At 67.6% G+C, this 21205-nt stretch carries 19 protein-coding genes and 2 tRNA genes; 16 read left to right on the top strand and 5 right to left on the bottom strand.

What is annotated here, in order from left to right:
• The first annotated feature begins 44 nt into the window (after nucleotides 1-44).
• The 4 genes from PUN51_RS12155 (at nucleotide 45) to PUN51_RS12140 (ending at nucleotide 2002) form a co-directional block, all read left to right on the top strand.
• Nucleotides 45-117: transfer RNA gene (locus tag PUN51_RS12155), tRNA-Gly, on the top strand.
• A gap of 33 nt (nucleotides 118-150) precedes the next feature.
• Nucleotides 151-222, top strand: a tRNA-Val gene (locus tag PUN51_RS12150).
• Nucleotides 223-370: 148 nt separating this feature from the next.
• Nucleotides 371-634: an antitoxin gene (locus tag PUN51_RS12145; RefSeq protein WP_159632146.1), complete on the top strand. Its 264-nt coding sequence runs from the start codon at nucleotides 371-373 to the stop codon at nucleotides 632-634.
• A gap of 141 nt (nucleotides 635-775) precedes the next feature.
• On the top strand, nucleotides 776-2002 hold the full coding sequence (locus tag PUN51_RS12140) for a benzoate/H(+) symporter BenE family transporter (protein WP_275181084.1): 1227 nt from the start codon (nucleotides 776-778) through the stop codon (nucleotides 2000-2002).
• On the opposite strand, the gene zapE is transcribed toward PUN51_RS12140, so the two are convergent.
• Entirely contained in the window at nucleotides 1999-3036 is a 1038-nt protein-coding gene (zapE, locus tag PUN51_RS12135; RefSeq protein WP_224025730.1) for a cell division protein ZapE, read from the bottom strand. The genes PUN51_RS12140 and zapE overlap by 4 nt on opposite strands.
• Nucleotides 3037-3251: 215 nt before the next feature.
• Between zapE and PUN51_RS12130 the strand changes: the two genes are divergently transcribed.
• The 3 genes from PUN51_RS12130 to ybaK are packed head-to-tail and all read left to right on the top strand — an operon-like array spanning nucleotide 3252 to nucleotide 5182.
• A complete protein-coding gene (locus tag PUN51_RS12130) occupies nucleotides 3252-4178 on the top strand; it encodes a sulfurtransferase (protein ID WP_275181083.1) in 927 nt (308 codons plus the stop codon).
• A gap of 28 nt (nucleotides 4179-4206) precedes the next feature.
• Nucleotides 4207-4659, top strand: a complete 453-nt coding sequence (locus PUN51_RS12125; protein ID WP_159632150.1) for a SufE family protein — start codon at nucleotides 4207-4209, stop codon at nucleotides 4657-4659.
• A 10-nt stretch (nucleotides 4660-4669) separates the two neighbouring features.
• Nucleotides 4670-5182, top strand: coding sequence for a Cys-tRNA(Pro) deacylase (gene ybaK / locus PUN51_RS12120; RefSeq protein WP_275181235.1), 513 nt, complete (start codon nucleotides 4670-4672; stop codon nucleotides 5180-5182).
• A 24-nt stretch (nucleotides 5183-5206) separates the two neighbouring features.
• Here the strand turns inward: ybaK and PUN51_RS12115 are convergent, their stop codons facing one another.
• The 4 genes from PUN51_RS12115 to PUN51_RS12100 form a co-directional block, all read right to left on the bottom strand.
• A complete protein-coding gene (locus tag PUN51_RS12115; protein WP_275181082.1) occupies nucleotides 5207-6982 on the bottom strand; it encodes a multicopper oxidase family protein in 1776 nt (591 codons plus the stop codon).
• Between the two features lie 66 nt (nucleotides 6983-7048).
• On the bottom strand, nucleotides 7049-7939 hold the full coding sequence (locus tag PUN51_RS12110; protein WP_275181081.1) for an SDR family oxidoreductase: 891 nt from the start codon (nucleotides 7937-7939) through the stop codon (nucleotides 7049-7051).
• Nucleotides 7940-7975: 36 nt separating this feature from the next.
• On the bottom strand, nucleotides 7976-9550 hold the full coding sequence (locus PUN51_RS12105) for a succinic semialdehyde dehydrogenase (protein ID WP_275181079.1): 1575 nt from the start codon (nucleotides 9548-9550) through the stop codon (nucleotides 7976-7978).
• A 1-nt stretch (nucleotide 9551) separates the two neighbouring features.
• Nucleotides 9552-10835 (bottom strand): alpha/beta hydrolase family protein, encoded by a 1284-nt coding sequence (locus PUN51_RS12100; protein ID WP_275181077.1) that lies wholly within the window; start codon nucleotides 10833-10835, stop codon nucleotides 9552-9554.
• 232 nt (nucleotides 10836-11067) lie between these two features.
• Between PUN51_RS12100 and PUN51_RS12095 the strand changes: the two genes are divergently transcribed.
• From PUN51_RS12095 to PUN51_RS12055, 9 genes are all read left to right on the top strand, one after another.
• On the top strand, nucleotides 11068-11559 hold the full coding sequence (locus PUN51_RS12095; protein WP_159632156.1) for a hypothetical protein: 492 nt from the start codon (nucleotides 11068-11070) through the stop codon (nucleotides 11557-11559).
• A gap of 14 nt (nucleotides 11560-11573) precedes the next feature.
• On the top strand, nucleotides 11574-12092 hold the full coding sequence (gene msrB / locus PUN51_RS12090; protein WP_275181075.1) for a peptide-methionine (R)-S-oxide reductase MsrB: 519 nt from the start codon (nucleotides 11574-11576) through the stop codon (nucleotides 12090-12092).
• Nucleotides 12093-12293: 201 nt separating this feature from the next.
• Nucleotides 12294-13661 carry a DUF6421 family protein gene (locus PUN51_RS12085; RefSeq protein WP_275181073.1) on the top strand — a complete coding sequence of 456 codons (1368 nt, stop codon included), beginning with the start codon at nucleotides 12294-12296 and terminating at the stop codon, nucleotides 13659-13661.
• On the top strand, nucleotides 13658-14404 hold the full coding sequence (locus PUN51_RS12080; protein WP_275181072.1) for an SDR family NAD(P)-dependent oxidoreductase: 747 nt from the start codon (nucleotides 13658-13660) through the stop codon (nucleotides 14402-14404). Before PUN51_RS12085 ends, PUN51_RS12080 begins: the two co-directional genes overlap by 4 nt.
• Nucleotides 14405-14446: 42 nt before the next feature.
• A complete protein-coding gene (locus PUN51_RS12075) occupies nucleotides 14447-15544 on the top strand; it encodes a threonine aldolase family protein (protein WP_224027128.1) in 1098 nt (365 codons plus the stop codon).
• A gap of 58 nt (nucleotides 15545-15602) precedes the next feature.
• A complete protein-coding gene (locus PUN51_RS12070; RefSeq protein WP_224025723.1) occupies nucleotides 15603-16295 on the top strand; it encodes a DUF3000 domain-containing protein in 693 nt (230 codons plus the stop codon).
• A 12-nt stretch (nucleotides 16296-16307) separates the two neighbouring features.
• Nucleotides 16308-17642 (top strand): HRDC domain-containing protein, encoded by a 1335-nt coding sequence (locus PUN51_RS12065; protein ID WP_159632161.1) that lies wholly within the window; start codon nucleotides 16308-16310, stop codon nucleotides 17640-17642.
• A gap of 121 nt (nucleotides 17643-17763) precedes the next feature.
• Nucleotides 17764-19041 (top strand): thiolase family protein, encoded by a 1278-nt coding sequence (locus PUN51_RS12060; RefSeq protein ID WP_275181071.1) that lies wholly within the window; start codon nucleotides 17764-17766, stop codon nucleotides 19039-19041.
• Nucleotides 19038-21203 (top strand): 3-hydroxyacyl-CoA dehydrogenase NAD-binding domain-containing protein, encoded by a 2166-nt coding sequence (locus tag PUN51_RS12055; RefSeq protein ID WP_275181070.1) that lies wholly within the window; start codon nucleotides 19038-19040, stop codon nucleotides 21201-21203. Before PUN51_RS12060 ends, PUN51_RS12055 begins: the two co-directional genes overlap by 4 nt.
• Nucleotides 21204-21205: the final 2 nt, after the last annotated feature.

Genomic DNA, 21205 nt, shown 5'->3' with positions numbered 1-21205 from the left:
TTGCTGGCAGAACCGCCGGATTTTTCCGGAACAATCTGCACAATGCGGACGTAGCTCAGCTGGTAGAGCACCACCTTGCCAAGGTGGATGTCGCGAGTTCGAATCTCGTCGTCCGCTCTCTTATATCCCATAAGCCGGTCTTCCGGTTCCGGGCGATTGGCGCAGCGGTAGCGCGCTTCCCTGACACGGAAGAGGTCACTGGTTCGATCCCAGTATCGCCCACACACGAACAGCAGCTCTCCGGAGCTGCTTTTTTCGTTTAAGCCGCATCCGCTGCTGGCGAACGTGATTCCCTTGGCACGCCTCCCGGGCCCGGATAGGATCGAATGCGCGAGGAGCGACCTGGCTCCGCGATAGAAGGGAGGTGCCCGTGGGTTTGATTGACGATCTAAAGGGCAAGGCTCAGGGTCTCATCCGCGGCAACGAGCAGGCCATCAAGGACGGCATCACCAAGGCTGGCGATTTCGTCGACACCAGGACCGGCGGCAAGTACGCAGGCCACGTCGACAAGATCCAGGATGGCGCTTCCAAGCTCGTTGACAAGAACGGCACCCCGGGGCAGGAACCTGCCGCCGAGCAGGTTCCCCCGGCAGCTCCTGGAAATCCGGTTCCGCCGGTTGACAGGGCTCCGTAAAGGATTTGGCCAGGGCTTTGCCCGGCACGTCAAGGAGGTGCGGGTCCCGCCGGGAGGCGGCGCCCGCACCTTTGGCGTTTAACGGCGACATTCGCCGCCCCGAATTGCCGGTTGCCAAACCCGGGCCGGTAACCTGCCGGTATGCCCAAGTCTCCGTCTCCCGCCCCCACCACGGCAACCAAGCCCGGACCGACCCGGACCGATTCCCGGCCGGTGGTCGCAGGGATCGTCACCGCGCTGGTGGGCTTCACCTCATCCTTTGCCGTGGTCCTGGCCGGACTCAAGGCAGTCGGCGCTGATCCTGCCCAGGCTCCGTCCGGCCTCCTGGCCGTAACGCTCACCGTCGGACTCGGCGTGCTGGTGCTCGCCTGGCGTTCGAGGGTCCCGGTGACACTGGCCTGGTCAACGCCGGGCGCAGCACTGCTTGCGTCATCGGGAGTGCCCGACGGCGGGTGGCCGGCCGCCGTCGGAGCCTTCCTTGGTGCGGGCCTGCTGCTGGCCATGACCGGCCTGGTGCCGGCGCTTGGCAGGCTGATGGCCCGTATCCCGACTTCCCTGGCCCAGGCCATGCTGGCCGGTGTCCTGCTCCAGCTCTGCCTGGCACCCTTCAAGGCCCTCGGCTCCGCCCCGGCGTTTGCAGCGCCGGTGATCTTGTGCTGGCTGCTGATGATGAAGTTCGCCCCGCGCTGGGCGGTGCCGGCAGCCCTGCTGGCCGCCTTGGGCGTGATCGGAATAACCCTGGTATCTGCCGGAACCCCTGTTGAACCGGCAGGCCTGGTCCCGGCACTGGCTTGGACCACACCCGCGTTCAGCCTCCAGGCGATGGCGGGCCTTGCGCTCCCGTTGTTCGTGGTGACGATGGCCTCGCAAAACATTCCCGGGGTGGCCGTGCTGAGGTCTTGTGGATATGAGGCACCGTGGCGCCCGGCGATGCTCGTCACGGGGGTGGGAACTGTTGCGGGGGCCCCGTTCGGCGGCCACGCCATCAATCTCGCGGCGCTCAGTGCTGCCCTGGCCGCCGGCGAGGAAGCCGGCGGGGACCGGAGCAGGAGGTGGATCGCGGGCTTCACGTCCAGCCTGGCCTACCTGGTGCTGGCTGCCTTCTCGGCGGCCCTGGTGTCGGTGGTCAGCAAAGCGCCGGCCGGGATGCTTGAAGCCGTTGCCGGGCTGGCACTGCTCGGCACCCTCGCCTCGGCGGTCTCGGCAGCCCTGGCGGACCCGGACGACCGGATTGCCCCGGCCGTCACGTTCCTGATGGCCGCGTCCGGCCTGGCGTTCGCCGGGATCGGGTCTGCTTTCTGGGCGCTGCTGGCCGGACTGCTGGTCCGGCTGGCGCTGCGGCCCCGGCCCGGGAAGAAGTCCGCCTAGGAGGGCTCGTGGTTCTGGCCTTCACGAGCAAGCGCAGTGAGGCGGGAGACGGCGCGGAAGTACTTCTTCATGTACCCGCCGGCCATCATCTCTTCGGTGAACAGCTTGTCGAAGGGGACGCCGCTGGCCAGGATCGGCACATCCTTGTCGTAGAGCCGGTCTGCAAGGACCACGAACCGCAGCGCCACAGCCTGTTCCGTGATGGTTTCCACGTTGCGCCACACCACGCCGTCAATGCCGTGGATCAGCTGGCGGTAGCGGCTGGGGTGCACGCCGGCCAGGTGGTGGATGAGGGTGGAGAACTCATCCTGGGCCACGGTCTTCCCGTCGAATTCCGCCTTCATGTGCGCGTTGAGCTCGCTGTTCTTCAGCGGCGCCGGCGCGGCCGGGAGGCCACGGTGCCGGAAGTCCTCGCCGTCGATGCGGATCACGTCGAACTGGTCCGCCAGGACCTGGATTTCGCGCTGGAAGTCCACAGCGGCGAACCGGCCATCGCCCAGGGAGCCGGGCAGCGTGTTGGACGTGGCGGCAAGTTTGACCCCGGCGTCAGCCAGCTCACGCATGAGACGGGACATCAGGACGGTGTCGCCGGGATCGTCCAGTTCGAATTCGTCGATGCACACGAGCTGGTAGCTGCTCAGCGCGTCCACCGTTTTGCGGAAGGAAAGAGCGCCCACCAGGTTGGTGTACTCCACGAACGTACCGAAGGCCTTGGGGCCGGGCGACGCGTGCCACAGGGAGGCGAGCAGGTGGGTCTTGCCCACGCCGAAGCCGCCGTCCAGGTAGATTCCCGCCCTGGATTCGTCCTTCTTGCCGAACAGCTTCTTGAAAAGCCCGCCTCCGTTGCCCGACCCCACGCCGTCGGCAAATCCCTCCAGGGCACGCACGGCGGCGGCCTGGCTGGGCTGCTTCGGGTCGGGGCGGTAGCTCGAAAAGGAAACCTCCCCAAACCGGGGCGAGGGGTAGAAGCCCTTAAGGAGTTCGTCCACCGATACTGCCGGAGTGCGGGCGGCAAGCTGTTCGATCTGTACCAAGGTGGTCCGTTCTGCTGGTGGTTGGTCCCCAGAAAGGATACCGGCAATGCGGGCCCTACCCGGGCGGGGCGCCGGCCTCACGCCCAGGGGCGTGATGAAGGCAACATTTCGCCCTGTTAACGGAATACGGACAACCCCACGGGCGCTGGTTAGTGTGGGAACAGGTTCCAATGCATGTTCCGCGGTTTCCCGTGCTCTTAGTGAAAGGCCAAGCCATGCCCTACCCGGTTGAACAGAATGAGAAGTTCGCAGCCTATGCCCACCCGGAGCGGCTGGTCTCCACTGAGTGGCTTGCTGCCGCCGTTGAAAGCGGTGCCGTGGCCCGCGGCGAACTCGTCGTGGTGGAGTCCGACGAGGACGTGCTCCTGTACGAAACCGGCCATATCCCCGGCGCCGTCAAGATCGACTGGCACACTGACCTGAACGACGACGTGGCCCGCGACTATGTTGACGGTGCCGCCTTTGCTGAACTCGCGGCGTCGAAGGGCATTTCCCGCGACAGCACCGTGGTGATCTACGGCGACAAGTCCAACTGGTGGGCCGCCTACGCCCTCTGGGTCTTCACGCTGTTCGGCCACCAGGACGTCCGTCTGCTGGACGGCGGCCGGGACAAGTGGGTTGCCGAAGGCCGCGAACTGACCAGGGACCGGCCAGCTCCCGCTCCCGGAAACTACCCGGTGGTGGAGCGTGACGACGCCCCGATCCGCGCCTTCAAGGATGACGTCCTGGCCCACCTGGGCACCGGTCCCCTGATCGATGTCCGCTCCCCCGAGGAGTACACCGGTCAGCGCACCCACATGCCGGCCTACCCGGAGGAGGGTGCCCTCCGCGGCGGCCACATCCCCACTGCAGCGTCCATCCCGTGGGCACGCGCCGCTGCCGCCGACGGCACCTTCCGCAGCAGGGAGGAACTGGAAGCCATCTACCTCGGCGAAGCCGGCCTGGCTGAAGGCGACGACGTCGTGGCGTACTGCCGCATCGGCGAGCGGTCCAGCCACACCTGGTTCGCCCTGAAGTACCTCCTGGGCTTTGAGACCGTCCGCAACTACGACGGATCCTGGACCGAGTGGGGCAACGCCGTGCGCGTGCCGATCGTCAAGGGCGCCGAGCGGGGTTCCGTTCCCGTCGCCGTCGGAGCCTGACCCCGCTCCCCCGCGTAGACTTGGAACGATGACTACTCAAGCTTTGCCTTCCGCCCTGGCGGCGATCGTGGACGATTTCCAGGCCCTGTCCGAACCCGAGAGGCTGCAGCTGCTGCTGGAGTTCTCGGAAGGACTGCCGGAACTCCCGGACCGGCTCAAGGACCACCCCGAACTCCTGGAGCAGGTGGTGGAATGCCAGTCGCCGCTGTTCCTCACCGTTGAGACGGGAACCAACGACGACGGCGCCGTCCGCCTGTTCTTCAAGGCACCGCCCGAGGCGCCCACCACGCGCGGTTTCGCCGGGGTGCTGCACGAGGGCCTGGACGGTTTGACAGCGGACGAGATCCTGTCGGTTCCGGACGACATGCCGGAGCTGCTGGGACTCACCCGCGCCATCACCCCCCTGCGCATGCGGGGCATGACCGCCATGCTGGGCAGGATCAAGCGCAAGGTTGCCGCAGCATCCCGCAGCCAGGCCTGACCCCGCCGTCATGGCACGCAGGAACAACTCCCAGGGAACCCCGGCCACAGCGGCCCTGACCGCGGCCGGGGTTCCCTTTGTGCTGCATCCGTATACCCATGACCCCTCGGCGGCGAGTTACGGTGTGGAGGCAGCCGAGGCTTTGGGGATCGATCCGTCCCGCGTCTTCAAGACCCTGATGGTGGACGTGGAGGGCAGGCTCGCGGTGGGCATTGTTCCCGTCAGCGGAACCCTGGACCTGAAGGCAATGGCCATGGCGCTGGGGGCCAAGAAGGCCGCCATGGCAGATCCCGCTGCAGCACAGCGCCGCACCGGCTATGTCCTCGGCGGCATCTCCCCGCTCGGCCAGCGCCAGCCTTCCCCCACGGTGCTGGATTCCAGTGCCCTGGCACTGGAGACCCTGCTGGTCTCGGGCGGCCGGCGGGGCCTGGACATCGAGCTGGCGCCCGCTGACCTGGTCAGGCTGACAGACGCCGTCACGGCTCCCATCGGCTCCCTGGCCGCAGGCAACCTCCGGGCTTAGCCGCAGCAGGGGTGGTTCATCCCGCTACTCGATGATGTACCGCTGCATCATCTCGTTGTCCTCGTGCTCCAGGATGTGGCAGTGCCAGACGTACTCGCCATTGAAGGATGAGCCGATGGCCAGCGGGGCTCCGTCCGCCGCCCCTGCCCCGAACGGAACACGGATCCTGGTGACTTCCCCAGGCATGGCAATGACCGTGTCCTTCCAGCCCTGCTCATGTGCCGGCGCCCCTTTGGGGCGTCCGATCAGGAAGGGCCGGACCGGAACGGCGCTGCCGCGGCCCGGCGTCACCAGGCCGGTCCCTGGGTCTACATAGCCGGTGGCTGCCAGGTACCCGTCGACGTCGAATTTTTGCCGGTCGCGGACCTGGAACTGGGTGAAGTGCACATGGATCGGGTGGGCGTCCCCCGTGGTATTGATTAGTTCCCATTCTTCGAGGCTGTCGCTCCGGACCCGGAGAATGTCTTCGCTCTCGAATTTTCGGTTGTTCAGGAGCGCCATGAGGGGAACCCCGGCGGCGTTGGCCACTTCCACCAGTGCCATGGGCCTGATGGCCTCCGGGGTCCTGGCCACCAGATCGGTGATGGAACAGTCCCGGAGGCTGCCAGGCACCGGCGCTGTGTATCCGGCCTGGGATGTCACAGTGAACTGCATGATTTGCGGCAGCGGGAGTCCCCCGAGCTGGATGGTGGCGGGGCCGTCCGAGTAGGGGACGCGGGCACTGTTGGCCAGAACAACCCGTGTGCCGGGCTTGTGTCCGGCGAAATCGATCACGATATCCGCCCGCTCGCCCGGTCCCATGAGCAGCCTGTTCAGCCTGACCGGTACGTTGAGCAGGCCGCCGTCCGTTCCTATTTGGAAGAAGGCGAGCGCCGCGCCATCCACTGTGAACTTGAGGTCGTAGAACCGGGCATTGGAGCCGTTGAACATGCGGAGCCGGTACTTCCCCCGGGCCACGTCGAGATTCGGCCGCCACTTGCCGTTGACTATTGCCGCGTCGCCGAAGAACTCCGGCGCCCAGGGACGCGGTGTTCCGCCGGCAGTGGAAAGGTCCGGGTTCGGCGGGTACGCAAGCGTGCCGTCGGGGTTGAACATTTTGTCCTGGATGATCAGCGGAACTTCATAGGGCGGCGGGGGCAGGTGGGTACCGTCGCCGGTATCTATTCCTGATCCACCTGAGTCCCGCAACAGGTAGCCACCGGCCAGCCCCGCATAGACATTCAACCGCGTAATGCCGAGCGCGTGGTCGTGGTACCAGAGACCGGCTGCGTCCTGGTCGTTGCCATACCTGTACGTGTAGGAAGCGCCGGGCCGGAATGCCTGCTCGGGGCCGCCGTCGTACTCTGGCCTGGTGTTGCCTCCGTGGAGGTGCACGGACGTCCTCGGCGCTGCAGCATCGTTGCTGCCGGGAGGAACGAGCTCCGCGTCGACGGCGTAGCCAAGGGGATGCCGTTCGATCCCGTTATGGACGGTGAGGCTGAATGGGGTTCCTTTCCGGGCGATGATGACCGGGCCCAAATATGTACGGGAGGAGGTCCCGTCCTGGTACGCCAGGGTGTCGGCCACGCCCATGCCGGCCTGGAAGCGGTGCTGGGCGTTTCGCATCCAGAGAGACGCAGTGCCGCCGGCACTCATGTCCAGGACGCCCAGTTCGGCCAGCGTTGGAAGCTGCTCGGTGAATAGGCCGGCCTGTCCTGGCGTGGCAATTGCCCGCCCACTTCCCGGTCCATACGGCTGCATCGCAACGGCCGCACCGGCTGCGGCGCCGGCTTGCAGGAGTTGCCGCCTTGTCAGATACATTGTGGGCCCCATTTCAATTGCCTTGATGGTTCCCCCCTTGCAGCCGACGGTAGGCAGCTCTCTTTGTCAGCGCCAGGGCCGAGTGTCCCCTTCCGGGGAAAGGGCCGGGGCCCGCCCTGGGCCTTCCCGGACCGGCTCCCCCGCGCGGCTGCCGGAACGGCCCGTGAAGTGGTCCATGGTGCGGTTGACGCCCAGCACGTCCATGAGCCGGTCAAAGACGCCGACCGGAAGGATCCGCAGGACCGGGAGCAGGTTCACCAAGGGCGGCAGGACGAGCTTCCGGCGGCCGGCCTCGATTGCGTCAAGGACTTCAGCTGCCACGTCCTCCTCCTCGAGGATGGGGAGGAGCCGGGGCCAACGGGTCTGTACGCCGTCGAACATCCCCGTGTTGATGTAGTAGGGGCAGACCACCAGCGTGTTGACCCCGGTGTGGTCCGCCCGGAGCTCGGCCCGGAGTGACTCGGTGAAACCGAATGCGGCGAACTTGCTGGCGGAGTAGTCCGTCTGCCGGGCGACGCCCACCATCCCCGCAGCACTGGCAACGGTGACCACGGTGCCGTGCCCGCGCTGCGCCATCCCGCCGAGGAAGGCACGGGTGACCCAGTACAGGGCCATGACGTTGACGTCCATGGTCCGTTGGATGGCCTCTTCCGTCGCATCAAGGAGCCGCTTCCCGCTGACCACCCCGGCGTTGTTCACCAGCACATCCACCGGCCCGGTCCCCGCTGCGGCGGCCTTGACCGCCTCCCGGTCCGTGACATCCACGGCGTGGGCTTCAGCCAGCGCGCCGGCGGCCCGGATTTCGTCGCGGACCGCAGCTCCCGCTGCCGCGTCCACATCCCAGATCACCACCCGGCTCCCGCGCCGGGCGGCGCCGAGTGCCAGGCGGCGGCCCAGCCCGCTTCCCCCTCCCGTGACCAACAGTGTTGCACCGGAAAGTCGTGTTCCTTTGGCCATCTCAGTTCTCCTCGGGTGTTGGCACAGGCTGTGTCCTCAGCGGTTTCGGGGAAGGCGGCCCATCAACGTGATGGCCCCTTTCATGATCCGCGCGTAGGCATGGTTGGACATCCCGGGGGCGGGGGCCACCCCGAGCAGCCGCTGCACAGCGATGGTCTGCGGTTCCGTGTACTTGAGGATGCCTTCCCGGCCGTGGCGGCGGCCCGCGCCGGAGTCCTTCATGCCGCCGATCGGTGCATCGTGGGAGGCCCAGGTGGCCGCGTAGCCCTCGTTGACGTTGACGGTCCCCGTCTGGAGCCTGCGGGCCACTGCTTCGCCGCGGCGGGCGGACCAGACGCTGGCGTTGAGCCCGAAGTCGGAGTCATTGGCCAGGGCGACGGCGGCGTCGTCGTCGGCCGCGCGGTAGACGGCAACCACCGGCCCGAACGTCTCTTCCCGGGCGACGAGCATCTCATCCGTAACGCCGGCCAGGACGGTGGGTTCATAGAACAGCGGACCCAGGTCCGGACGGCGCCGTCCTCCGGCCAGGAGTTGGGCGCCTTTTGCGAGCGCATCCTGGACGTGGCGGTCCACCCGCTCCACCTGTGCCGTACTGATAAGGGACCCCATGCCAATGTCCCAGTCCGGTCCGGACCCCATCCGGATGCCCTTCACCTTGGCTGTAAACGCCGCCAGGAACCGGTCATAAAGGTCGGCATGGACGTAGATCCGCTCAATGCTGACGCACAGCTGCCCGGAGTTGGAGAAGCAGGCGTGCACCGCGCAGGCGGCCGCCTTGCCCGCGTCCGCATCCGCGAGCACCAGCATCGGGTTCTTGCCGCCCAGTTCGGCGGAGAAGCCGATCAGCCGCTCAGCGCACTGCCTGGCGACGGTCTTGCCGGTCCTGGAGGATCCCGTGAACATCAGGAAGTCCACCCGCCCGATCAAGGCAGGCCCTATTTCCGTGCCCGGTCCCGTGACGATCCGGAACAGGTCCGCCGGAAGGCCCGCCTCCCGCAGGAGGCTGAGCATCAGCAGGGCCGTGAAGGGCGTCTGCGAGTCAGGCTTCAGGACGATGCCGTTGCCCGCCAGCAGGGCCGGGATGGCGTCCGAAACCGCAAGGGTCAAGGGATAGTTCCAGGGGCTGATGACACCCACAACCCCCTTGGGCATCCGGTATTCCGTGGTGCGCGTGAGGACCGGGGCCGCGCCCTTCCGGCGGCGCGCGCGGAGATACCGGTCAGCGGTCCGCTCGTAATAGCCGGCCGTCAGGACCACGTCCGCGAACTCCTCGAAGGCGCTCAACCTGGACTTGCCGCTCTCCGCCTGGACCAGGTCTAGGACGTCCTGCTCGCGGTCCAAAAGCAGCGCCAGGAACCGCCGGATCACCGCACGGCGTTCGGCGACTGGCTGGGCTGCCCACTGCCGCTGCGCCATGCGTGCGGTTTCGACGGCGGCATGGACGTCGTCCGGGGTGCATACGGGCACTTCACCCACCACTGAGCCGTCGAAGGGCGAGTGCGAGGCCTGCGCCGGCCGGCCGGGGCCCGACGACGCCACCAGCCCGGCAAGCTCCGCCGCCAGCTCCCTGCCGCGGCCGGTCACAGTTCCTGCCGGGCGTGCTTTCGCCATGTCAGCCACCCGCCTGCGTGGGCTGGGCCGGTGATTCTGCCATGCGTCCAGGGGTCAGGCCGGAGCCGGGATTGAGGCGCGGAGCGAGCTGCTGGCGCAGCCAGGCCTTCACCAGCCGTTCCCAGCGTTCGGGGTCCACATTCCATTCCTTCGTATGCCGTGCGTGGTTGAACGTCTCGAACGTCACCATCTCCGGGTTCCGCTCGGCCAGCAGGGCGGACGGCCCGTACGGTACGTACTCGTCGTCGACGCTGTGGATGATCAGTGTTGGCGTCCGCAGCTCGACGGCCCGGGACACCCAGTCCATGACTTTCAGGTCCACGGGCGCTGAGAGGCCCGTGAGCCTGCGTCCCAGGGGGTGGCCCAGCATCAGCTGGCCGTACCTGCCCACCAGCGACGGAATCCGGTTCAGCTGCGCATGGTGGGCAAGCACTGTCACCCAGTCGATGACCGGTGCGTCCAGCACCATCGCCCTGATCAGGTGGCGGTGGCGGGAGAGATCGGCAGTCTGCAGGCAAATGGCCCCTCCCATGGACCAGCCGAACAGGACAACTTCCTCGGCACCGTTGGCCAGCGCGTACCCGATGGCAGCCTCGATATCCTGCCACTCCGTCGAGCCCAGGCCATAGCGGCCGTCATCGGCTGACGGTGCCAGCCCGTCATTCCGGTAGGACACCAGCAGGCTGGTCAGGCCCAGTTCCAGCGCGGGTCCCACGGCCCGCAGCGCTTCCTGCCGGGTGGCACCGCGCCCGTGCACCATGATGGCCCAGGTCCGGGCAGTTCCCTTTGCCCGGACCAGCCAGGCGGGAGCTTCGCCGCGCTCGACGGGAATCAGGACGTCCTCGGCAGGGATTCCGACGGCGGCCGGGTCCGGGTAGGTGGCACCGCTCCACCATCCCCAGCGGGCGGTGGAGAGATCCCCGCTGTACACGGCTTCGACCTCGCGCAGCACAGTCCGCTCGGCGGGCGAGTAGGAGACGATGCGGCCGATCCGTGCGTGCCCTTTGCCGCCGTCGAAGAAGAACCCGTAGACGCCGTCCACCGTGGTGTCATCATCGGCAGCCAGGATCACTTGCAGCTTCTGCCGGTCCCGGATCACCGCCAGGACTTCCTTGTCGGCCGCCCGTTGCCGTGCCGGAGTGATGACCCGCCGCGCGAAATACACGGCGAGCGCCGAGGAACCCGCTCCCAGCAGGCCTGCCACCGAGCCGCCGGCGATGGCGCCGCCAACGGCCCATTTGGCCCCCGGCGACACCCCAACGGATTCCCTGGTGGATGCAGTCATTGCAGGGCGCGCTCGCCGGAAAGGTGCCATGGGACTATTCTTACCGGCCCTGCCGCAGATACCCGCATTCCCGCACCCGGGCGCACGGCGACGCCGGGCCGGCCCGGGAGGGACCCGGGCTGGGGTGCAGCTCAGGGGCCGGTCCAGTTCAGGGGCCGGTGCAGTTCAAGGGCCCGCGCAGTCCAAAGGCAGGTGCAGTGCGGGGGCCAGCGGGCGGGACTAGGCTAAGGCCATGAGTGATCCCATCGTCATCCTGACTGAAGAACCCCTGGGCGCGGACGACCGCGTTAACATCGAACGGCTCGTAGATGGTGCGGACAGCCGCCTGCTGGTCCTGGTCCCGGCCAATACCGAGCGGCACCTGCTGGTGGACTTCCTTGAGAACCTGTCCATGCTGGACGTTGCCAAGGCTTTCCGCGAGCTCGCCGCCCGCAACCCTGATGCCGCCACCGAACGGGCGCACGCCGACGAAACCCTGGCGGCCTCCCTGGCAGCGCTCGAGGGACTGGGCTCCGGCGTGACCGGCCAGGTGGTGGACGGCAAGGCCGTTGACAGCCTGGTGGCCAAGGTCCGCGAAACCGGCGCTTCCCAGGCCGTGGTGATCACGCGGCCGCATGCCGTGGCCGATACGTTCCACACTGACTGGGCCAACAAGGCCCAGGACCAACTCGGCGTCCCCGTGCTCCACCTGTACGCGGGCTCGGGATTTATCGGCGACTCCTAAGCGTTGGGAAAGCTATGAGCATCTTTGGAAACAGCATCTTCGGCAACAAGGCACCGGGCGTTGGCGCCGGAACGCAGCACGGCAGCGCACAGGAGGCTGCGGACAGCGAGGCCGCAGTCCAAAAAAGTGATGCCCAGTGGCGGGAGGAACTGACTCCGGAGGAATACCACGTCCTGCGCCAGGCGGGGACGGAACGGCCATACACCGGCGAATATTGGGACACGCATACGGAGGGCGTGTACCAGTGCCGCGCGTGCGGCGCTGAACTGTTCACCAGCAATGAGAAGTTCGATTCCCACTGCGGCTGGCCCTCCTTCTGGGCCCCTCTGACTGAGGGCAAAGTGCGCTACATCCATGACCGCACCCTGGGCATGGACAGGATCGAAGTGCGGTGCGCCGCCTGCGACTCACACCTGGGCCATGTGTTCGAGGGTGAGGGCTACGGAACGCCCACCGACCAGCGCTACTGCATCAACTCGGTCTCCCTCCGGCTCGTGGCCAAAGAGGCAGCCAGCGACGGACCCCAGGGCTAAGCGATAAGCACCACGGGAAGTCCCCGCAACCCGTCCAAAAAGACGGGCCCCCAGCTGTTCCCACAGCCGGGGGCCGGTCTCGTTCCTCCCCAGCCGGACCATAGGCTAAGAATATCTTATTCAACGACCCTTCGGGCATAAGTCCTGCTGGTTGCTTGTTACGCTCACCAGAGAAGCAAGTAACCAGAAAGGCAGCCGACGATGACAGAAACCCTGACCACCGCCGTCACCGGTATTTCCGCGCAGAACGAGGATTGGCTGCGGCTGAAGGGCGCAGCCACCGCCCTTCAGGCCCTCCAGGTCCAGGACGGTTCCGTCCCCGAGCCCGCGGACCACACGTCGGCAGCCCGGTCCGTGGAAACCATCGTGGAGGCCCTCACGGCGCTGGCCCCTGCCTTCCCCCACGACGCGGAGTACCTTGAGGCCGCCTGCGCTGATTTCCGGGCATGGGCCGCGGGCGGGTTCGCCGTCCCGGACTTCCTGTCGTCCCTGCTGGCGTTCCAGCCGCAGCAGCAGCGCATTGACGGCCTGCAGCACCTGGTGGTGTTCCCCATGTACACCCAGAACGGCAGCAGCAACCGGCTGGTTGAGGCCGTGCTGGTCGAAGTGATCTGGCCTGAGTTCATCGCGGGACTGGAAGCCGGCGACTATTCCAACAAGCTGTTCGTCCCCATCCGCTTCGTCGATTTCACGCCCGGCTACGACACCAACTCGGCCGTCCTCTTCCCCGAGACGGTAGCGGTCAGCCAGACCCCCACCTTCACCTGGGGTGCCATCTTCGCCGACCGCGAAGCTGCCCGGTTCCGCCGCGTGCTCAAGGCGGCCGCGGAGATCACCTCCCTGGAGCTTCCGGAGGGCGCGGCCGAACTGCTCGCTGACCAGGACCTCACCGAGGCCACCTTCGTCATGTGGGACCTGATCCACGACCGGACGCACATGCGCGGCGACCTGCCCTTCGATCCCTTCATGATCAAGCAGCGGATGCCCTACTTCCTGTACTCGCTCGAGGAGCTGCGCTGCGACCTCACCGCGTTCCGCGAGTCCGTCCGGATCGAAAAGGACGACGACGCCGACCCCGAGGCCCGGCGGCACGCCAGGCTCGTGCAGTACGCCATTATCTTCGACCGCATCTTCCGCTTCGCCATCACCGGCAGCCGGGTCCGCAACTATGACGGCCTGGGTGGCCAGCTCCTTTTCGCCTGGCTGCACCAGCAGCACGTACTGCACTGGACGGACACACGGCTTACCATCGACTGGGATGAGGTGGCGGACGCTGTGATCGCCCTGGGAGCCAGCATCGATGACCTGTACTGGCGCTCCATCGACCGGCCCAAGACCGCCCACTGGCTGGCGGCCTACCAGCTGGTGTCCGCAACCGTCACCCCCAACCCGGCCTCCGTGTGGGCCAAGGGGCCGGACGCGCTGCCGCTGGCGGGAACACCCCGCGGCCTCACGGACCAGGTCCTGGACGACGAATTCCCGCTGTCCATGTTCTACGAGGCATTGGAGAAGAAGATGCGCCCCGTCATTGAGTCAACCGCCGGCATCACCGGCCACTCAGCCCTGTGACCCCTTCCGGCACCGCCGCTGCCGCCCACACCACCGGGTCCCTGACCGTCCTGGTGGCGGGCGGCAGCGGCGCATCCGGCGTCGCTGTTGCGCGCGTACTGGCTGCGGCCGGGCACCGCGTGGCCACCGTGGGATCGGAACAGGCCAGGATCACGGAGGCTGCGGACAAGGCGGGCGACGGCGTCACCCCCTTCACGTGCGACCTCGCCAATCTCCAGGCCGTCCGGCAGCTTCGCGCGGAGGTCAGCGCCGCCGTCGGGCCCGTTGACGCCGTGATCCACCTGGTGGGTGGCTGGCGCGGGGCCAAGGGCATCGCCGACCAGTCCGACGACGACTGGGACTTCCTGGAGCGCGGGGCCATCACCACACTGCGCAACGTCTCCCGCGTCTTCTTCGACGACATCGCCGCATCTCCGGCCGGCAGGTTTGCCATGGTGTCCTCCACCGCCCTGGACAAACCAACCGCCGCGGTGGCCAGTTACGTTGCAGCGAAGGCCGCCGCGGAAGCCTGGACCATGGCCATGGCGGATGGCTTCCGCCGCGCCGCCGGGGACGGCGGACACCTGGCTGCTGCCACCATCCTGGTGGTCAAGGCACTCGTTGACGACGAACTGCGCCGCGCGCACCCCGAGCGGAAATTCCCGGGGGCCACGGACGTGGCTGACCTGGCCGCCGCCGTCGTACTCCTTTTCGGCACGCCGTCCGCCGAACTCAACGGGGTCCGCCTCCGGCTGGCGGGCTGATACCGCCATAACTGTACCTACACTGAAAGCGTGAGCAACCCTATGACGACAACAGCAGAAACACGCTCGACGCTGCGGCTGCACGACCCCAGCGTGCGCGGCTTTGCCTCCGACAACTACTCCGGCGTCCACCCCGAGGTGCTGGCAGCCCTGGCTGCAGCCAACGAGGGGCACCAGGTTTCCTACGGCGAGGACGACTACACCGCACGGCTGCAGGAACTGATGGTTGAACACTTCGGCCCGGGCATCGAATGCTTCCCGGTCTTCAACGGGACCGGCGCCAATGTCCTTTCGCTGCAGTCCCTGCTCCCCCGCTGGGGCGCCGTGGTGTGCGCTTCCACCGCCCACATCAACATGGATGAGAACGGGGCACCCGAGCGCATCGGCGGCATGAAGCTGCTGCAGGTCCCCACCCCGGACGGCAAGCTGACCCCGGAGCTGATCGACAGGGAGGCCTGGGGCTGGGGCGACGAGCACCGTGCGCAGCCGCTGGCCGTCTCCATCACCCAGACCACTGAACTGGGCACCTGCTACACCCCTGAGGAAGTGCGGGCCATCGCCGACCATGTCCACGCAAAGGGCATGAAGCTGCACATGGACGGGGCACGGCTGGCCAACGCCGCCGCCCACCTGGACCTCCCCCTGCGGGCCTTCACCAGGGACGCCGGCGTGGACATCCTCTCTTTCGGCGGGACCAAGAACGGGCTGCTCTTCGGCGAGGTCGTGGTGGCGCTGAACCCTGAGGCCGCCCACGGCCTGGTGTACCTGCGCAAGATGAACATGCAGCTGGCATCCAAGATGAGGTTCATGTCCGCCCAGTTCATCGCCCTGCTCGAAGACGGCCTCTGGCTGCGCTCCGCCTCGCATGCCAACGCCATGGCCTCCCGGCTGAGGGACGCCGTCGACATCATTGAGGGCGTCCGCCCCACCCAGAAGACGGAATCCAACGGCGTCTTTGCCGTCCTTCCACCCGGCGTGGCGGACCGGCTGCGCAGTTCCTTCCGCTTCTACGACTGGGACGAGGCAGCAGGGGAAGTCCGCTGGATGTGCTCCTTCGACACCACCGAGGAGGATGTTGATGCCTTTGCCGCCGCGATCGGCCATGAACTGCGGGATTACCGGGACGGCCAGGCAGGGTGACCGTCCGTTGACGGCGAGCCTGCCTGCCCGGCGCCGCCCGGCCCCGTAATCTGCCAAGGTGAACGCACTTGACCAGGTTCCCCCGGATTTCCTCCACGCCTTGGGAACCCTCAGGAAAGCCCGGTGCCGCAAGGAATTGCACCTGGCCGAAATCCCTGCCCCTGCGCGGCTGGCTCCGTTCGCCGTCGCACTCGGTGCCGAAGTCATGGCCCCCGGCACAGGCAGCCTTTCCACGCCCGTCCACGGACCGGCGGCACTGGCTTTCGCAGCAGCATCCGGGACCGCCGCCGCAGGAGCGACGGACGACGATGAGACGGAACTCGCCACCGGACGGTTCATCCTGCTGCACGATCCGGACGGCTCAGCGGTCTGGGACGGTGAGTTCCGCATCGTGACCTATATACGGGCCGAACTGGAACCGGAAATGGGCAACGACCAGATGCTGGGTACCGTGGCATGGACGTGGCTGGTCGAAGCGCTGGAGAACCACAGGGCCGCTTACAGGGCAGCCGGCGGCACAGCCACCCGCGTCCTGTCCGAAAGCTTCGGCACCCTGGCCGAACGCCCGGGTTCCATCGACATCGAGCTCCGGGCCTCCTGGACGCCGGATTCCTCCGATGTCCAGGCACACCTGGAAGCCTGGTCCGACATGGTCTGCACGTTCGCGGGCCTGCCACCACTGCCCGACGGTGTGACGGCCCTTCCGCCCCGGCGCCGGGGCCAGCAGAACGGTTATGGGGCAGCCCGGTAAACTGGGGGCATCATGACCCCAAACATTCCGGAAAACACCACAGCCGGCGTCCCGGCTGCTGCTGCCGCACCCCACATCACGGTGGAGGGCTTTGACAGCCCCATCCCCGAAATCATCGATCTTGACGCACCCCGGGACGGCGTTCCCCTGGTCATCGAAACCCAGTCCGGCCTGGAGCGCTGCGCCGCCGCCATTGCCGCCGGCACCGGCCCTGCAGGCGTTGACGCCGAACGCGCCTCCGGGTTCCGCTATGGCCAGCGGGCCTTCCTGGTCCAGATCCGGCGCGAAGGTGCCGGGACCTGGCTGATCGATCCCGAACCCTTCGGAAACCTGGACATTATCAATGACGCCCTGCGCGGCGTCGAATGGATCCTGCACGCCGCCAGCCAGGACCTGCCCTGCCTGTCCGAACTCGGGATGTGGCCGGACAAGCTCTTCGACACCGAACTGGCCGCACGCCTGGCCGGGCTTCCCCGTGTGGGGCTGGCAGCTGTCATCGAACAGCTCCTGGGATTCGGGCTCGCCAAGGAACACTCCGCCGCCGACTGGTCCACCCGCCCCCTGCCGGAGCCGTGGCTGCGCTACGCCGCCCTGGACGTGGAGGTCCTCACCGAACTGCGCGAGGAACTCATTGAACTGCTCCAGGCGGACGGGAAGCTGGAGTACGCCGAGCAGGAATTTGCCGCCATCCTCGAAGCCGGCGTCGCTCCGCCCCGGGTGGACCCCTGGCGGAAGACCTCCGGCCTGCACCAGATCCGGGACCGCCGCCAACTGGCCGCTGTCCGCGAGTTGTGGCTGGAACGCGATTCCCTGGCGCAAAAACGCGACGTGGCACCGGGCAGGCTCATTCCGGACTCCGCCCTGGTAGCGGCGGCGAAGGCCATGCCCGCCACCGTCCCGCAACTGCTCAGCACCAAGGGGTTCCACGGCCGCGCGGCCCAGCGCGAAGCTCCACGGTGGCTGCGCTGCATCGCCGCAGCACGGGACCTGGAGGAACTGCCGCCCCTGCACCTGCCCACTAACGCCCCGCCACCGCCGAGGGTCTGGGCGGACCGCGATCCCGAAGCCGCCGCCAGGCTGGCCACTGCCCGGCCCCTCCTCCAGGCCAAGGCAGAGGAACTGAACCTGCCGCTGGAGAACCTGTTGACGCCCGACTACCTGCGGCGCGTGGCGTGGCGGCCTCCAGCAATCGTTACCGAAGATTCCATTGCCGCTGAGCTGCGGGCGCTCGGGGCCCGCGGGTGGCAGGTGGAACTCAGTGCACCGCTGATCGCCGGCGCATTCCTGAACCCGCAGCCGCTGCCGCCCAAGGAAGCCAAACCTGTCGCCGCGGCCGGCGGCCAGTAACTGTCCCGCACCACCCCTTGCAGGCTAAGTTACTCACGAGTAACATCGGTGTGACCGACGCCAGGCTGCTGCCGCCCTCCGGCATGCACCCGGCGCGCCACATCTCGATGAGGAGTTACACGTGAGCCAGCACGGAAGCGGCGCATCCACGCGCACTGTCCGCGACGTCGTCTTTGTGGACGGCATCCGCACACCCTTCGGCAGGGCCGGCGAGAAGGGAATCTACGCCGGGACCCGGGCCGACGACCTGATCGTGAAATGCATCCGCGGCCTGCTGCGCCGCAACCCGTCGCTGCCGGCGGAGCGGATCGATGAGGTTGCCATCGCCGCGACCACCCAGACCGGCGACCAGGGCCTCACCCTCGGCAGGACCGCCGCGCTGCTGGCCGGCCTGCCGCGCACGGTTCCCGGCTTCGCCATCGACCGCATGTGCGCCGGCGCCATGACCGCTGTTACCACCACGGCCGGCAGCATCGGCTTCGGCGCCTACGACGTCGTCATCGCCGGCGGGGTGGAACACATGGGCCACCACCCGATGGGCTCGGGCGCCGATCCCAACCCACGGTTCATGTCCGAACGGCTGGTGGACCCGGCAGCCCTGAACATGGGAAACACCGCCGAGAACCTGCATGACCGCTTCCCCGCCATCACCAAGGAGCGCACCGATGCCTATGCGGTGGCCTCCCAGGACAAGCTGGCAGCCGCCTACCGGGACGGCATGATCCAGCCCGACCTGGTTCCCGTTGCCGCCCGGAAGCCCGGCGAGGGCTGGACTGTCCACAGCAAGGACGAACCGCCGCGCCCCGGCACCACCCTGGACGACCTCGCCGGCCTGCGCACCCCGTTCCGTGCCCATGGCCGGGTCACCGCCGGTAACGCCGCCGGACTGAACGACGGCGCAACCGCCGCCGTCCTGGCGTCCTCGGAAGCCGCCGCCGAACTGGGCCTGCCCGTCAAGATGCGGCTGGTCAGCTACGCCTATGCCGGGGTGGAGCCGGAGGTCATGGGCATCGGCCCTGTCCCGGCCACCGAGAAGGCGCTGAAGCACGCCGGCCTGGGCATCGAGGACATCGGCCTGTTCGAAATCAACGAGGCATTCGCCGTCCAGGTTTTGAGCTTCCTTGACCACTACGGCATCTCCGACGACGACCCCCGGGTCAACCGCTACGGCGGTGCCATCGCCGTGGGCCACCCCCTGGCGTCCTCCGGCGTCCGGCTGATGATCCAGCTGGCCCGCCAGTTCGAGGAAGATCCGTCGGTCCGCTACGGGATGACCACCATGTGCGTGGGCCTGGGCATGGGCGGCACCGTGATCTGGGAGAACCCGCACCACCCCGACTACAGTGGAACTCCCGCCGGGGACACCGCTGCTACCGCTTCCGAAGGAGCCATGGCATGAGCGCCGCAGATTTCCGCACGTTGGCGGACCTCTTCCCCAACGAAACCGTGACCCACTCCTACGTCCAGGACATCGCCCTGCCGGGAACTGCAGGGAAGCCCAGCCCGGGCACCTTTGCCCTGGTCACCCTGGACAACGACTTTGACCACACCAAGCCCACCACCCTTGGCCCCAACACTTTGGTGGAGCTCGGCACGGTGCTGGAAGGCCTGCGCGACCGTGCCGACCGCGGGGAAATCGTGGGCGTGGGCGTCACCGGCAAGCCGCACTACCTGGTGGCCGGAGCCGACCTTTCCGCGGTGAAGTCCCTGGAAAAGCGCGAGCACGGACTCTGGATGGCGCAACTGGGCCACGACGTCTATGCCACCCTGGCCAACCTGGGCGTCCCCAGCTTCGCCTTCATCAACGGCGCCGCCCTGGGCGGCGGCCTGGAGATTGCCCTGCAGTCCACCTACCGGACGGTGTCAACAGGTGCCGGCGCCCTGGCGCTGCCGGAAGCCTTCCTGGGCCTGGTACCCGGCTGGGGCGGCGTGTACATCCTCCCCCGCCTCGTGGGGCCCGAAAACGCCGTCAAGGTGATGATCGAGAACCCGCTGAGCAACAACCGGACCCTTTCCGGCGCCCAGGCGTTCGGTCTCGGAATCGCGGACGCGCTCTTCGAACCTGCCGACTTCCTGGAGCAGTCGCTGGCCTGGGCCGCGGGCGTCATCTCCGGCGACGTGGTCCCGGAGCGGCCCAACGCCGTCGACCCCTCTTCCCCTGACGCCGCGGCCCGCTGGACCGCTGCCGTGGATGCCGCCCGGAAGTTCGTGGAAGGCAAGACGTCCAACGCTTCCCCTGCCCCCGCCAAGGTCCTGGACATCCTCGATGCGAACCGCACCATGACCGCTGCGGAGTCAGCCGCTCTGGAGTGCGAAACCCTCGCCGGGCTCATGCAGGCGGACGAGTTCCGCTCCACCGTCTACGCTTTCCTCGACCTGGTGCAGAAGCGCGGCAAGCGCCCCGCCGGCGCTCCGGACCGCAAGCTGGCCCGGCCCGTCACCAAGGTGGGCGTGGTGGGCGCGGGCCTGATGGCCGGCCAGCTGGCACTCCTCTTCGCGCGGCAGCTGAAGGTGCCTGTGGTCCTGACCGACATCGACCAGGCCCGGGTGGACAAGGGCGTGGCCTATGTCCATGGCGAGGTGGACAAACTGCTGGCGAAGAAGCGCGTCAGCCAGGACGCTGCCAACCGCACCAAGGCGCTGGTGACGGGCTCGGTGTCAAAGGAAGCCTTCGCGGATGCCGACTTCGTGATCGAGGCCGTCTTCGAGGAACTGCACATCAAGAAGCAGGTCTTCGCCGAACTGGAGGGCATCGTGTCGCCGGAGTGCATCCTGGCCACCAACACGTCCTCCCTCTCAGTGACGGAGATGGCCGCGGACCTGCAGCACCCGGAGCGGCTGGTGGGCTTCCACTTCTTCAATCCGGTGGCCGTCATGCCGCTGCTGGAGATCGTCCGCGCCCCGCGGACCGACGATGCCGTGCTCGCCACCGCCTTCGAACTGGCCAAGGCCCTGAAGAAGACCGGCGTGCTGGTCAAGGATGCGGCCGCGTTCGTGGTCAACCGCATCCTGCTGCGGCTGATGGGCGAAGTAACAGCTGCCTTCGACGAGGGCACCCCCGCGGAAGTGGCGGACGCTGCGCTGCGGCCCATGGGGCTGCCCATGACCCCGTTCACGCTGCTGGCCATGGTGGGCCTGCCCGTGGCGCAGCATGTCCAGGAGTCCCTGAACGCCGCTTTCGGCGACCGCTTCCCGGTTTCCGACAACCTCAAGAAGCTCATCGACAACAACGTCAAGGCACTGTGGGAGACCGCCCCGGACGGTTCCCGGGCCATCCCCCAGTCCACGCTTGAGCTGATGTCCTTTGGCTCCAGCCCGTCCACCGCGGAGCAGGTGCTGCGCCGCGTCCAGGATGCCCTGGCAGAGGAAATCGGCCTCATGCTGGACGAGGGCGTCGTGGCCGGCGCCGAGGACATCGACCTGTGCATGATCCTGGGCGCTGGCTGGCCCATGTTCCTGGGCGGCATTACGCCGTACCTGGACCGGGTGGGCGCATCGGAGCGGGTCAACGGCAAGCGCTTCCTGGCGCCCGGCGTCGCGTCGAGCAAGTCCCGGGACTAGGC

This window comes from Arthrobacter sp. NQ4 (assembly GCF_029077345.1).
Classification (GTDB): Bacteria; Actinomycetota; Actinomycetes; order Actinomycetales; family Micrococcaceae; genus Arthrobacter.
The sequence above is the reverse complement of the archived record's forward strand: the minus strand, read 5'-3'. Positions and strand labels throughout refer to the sequence as shown.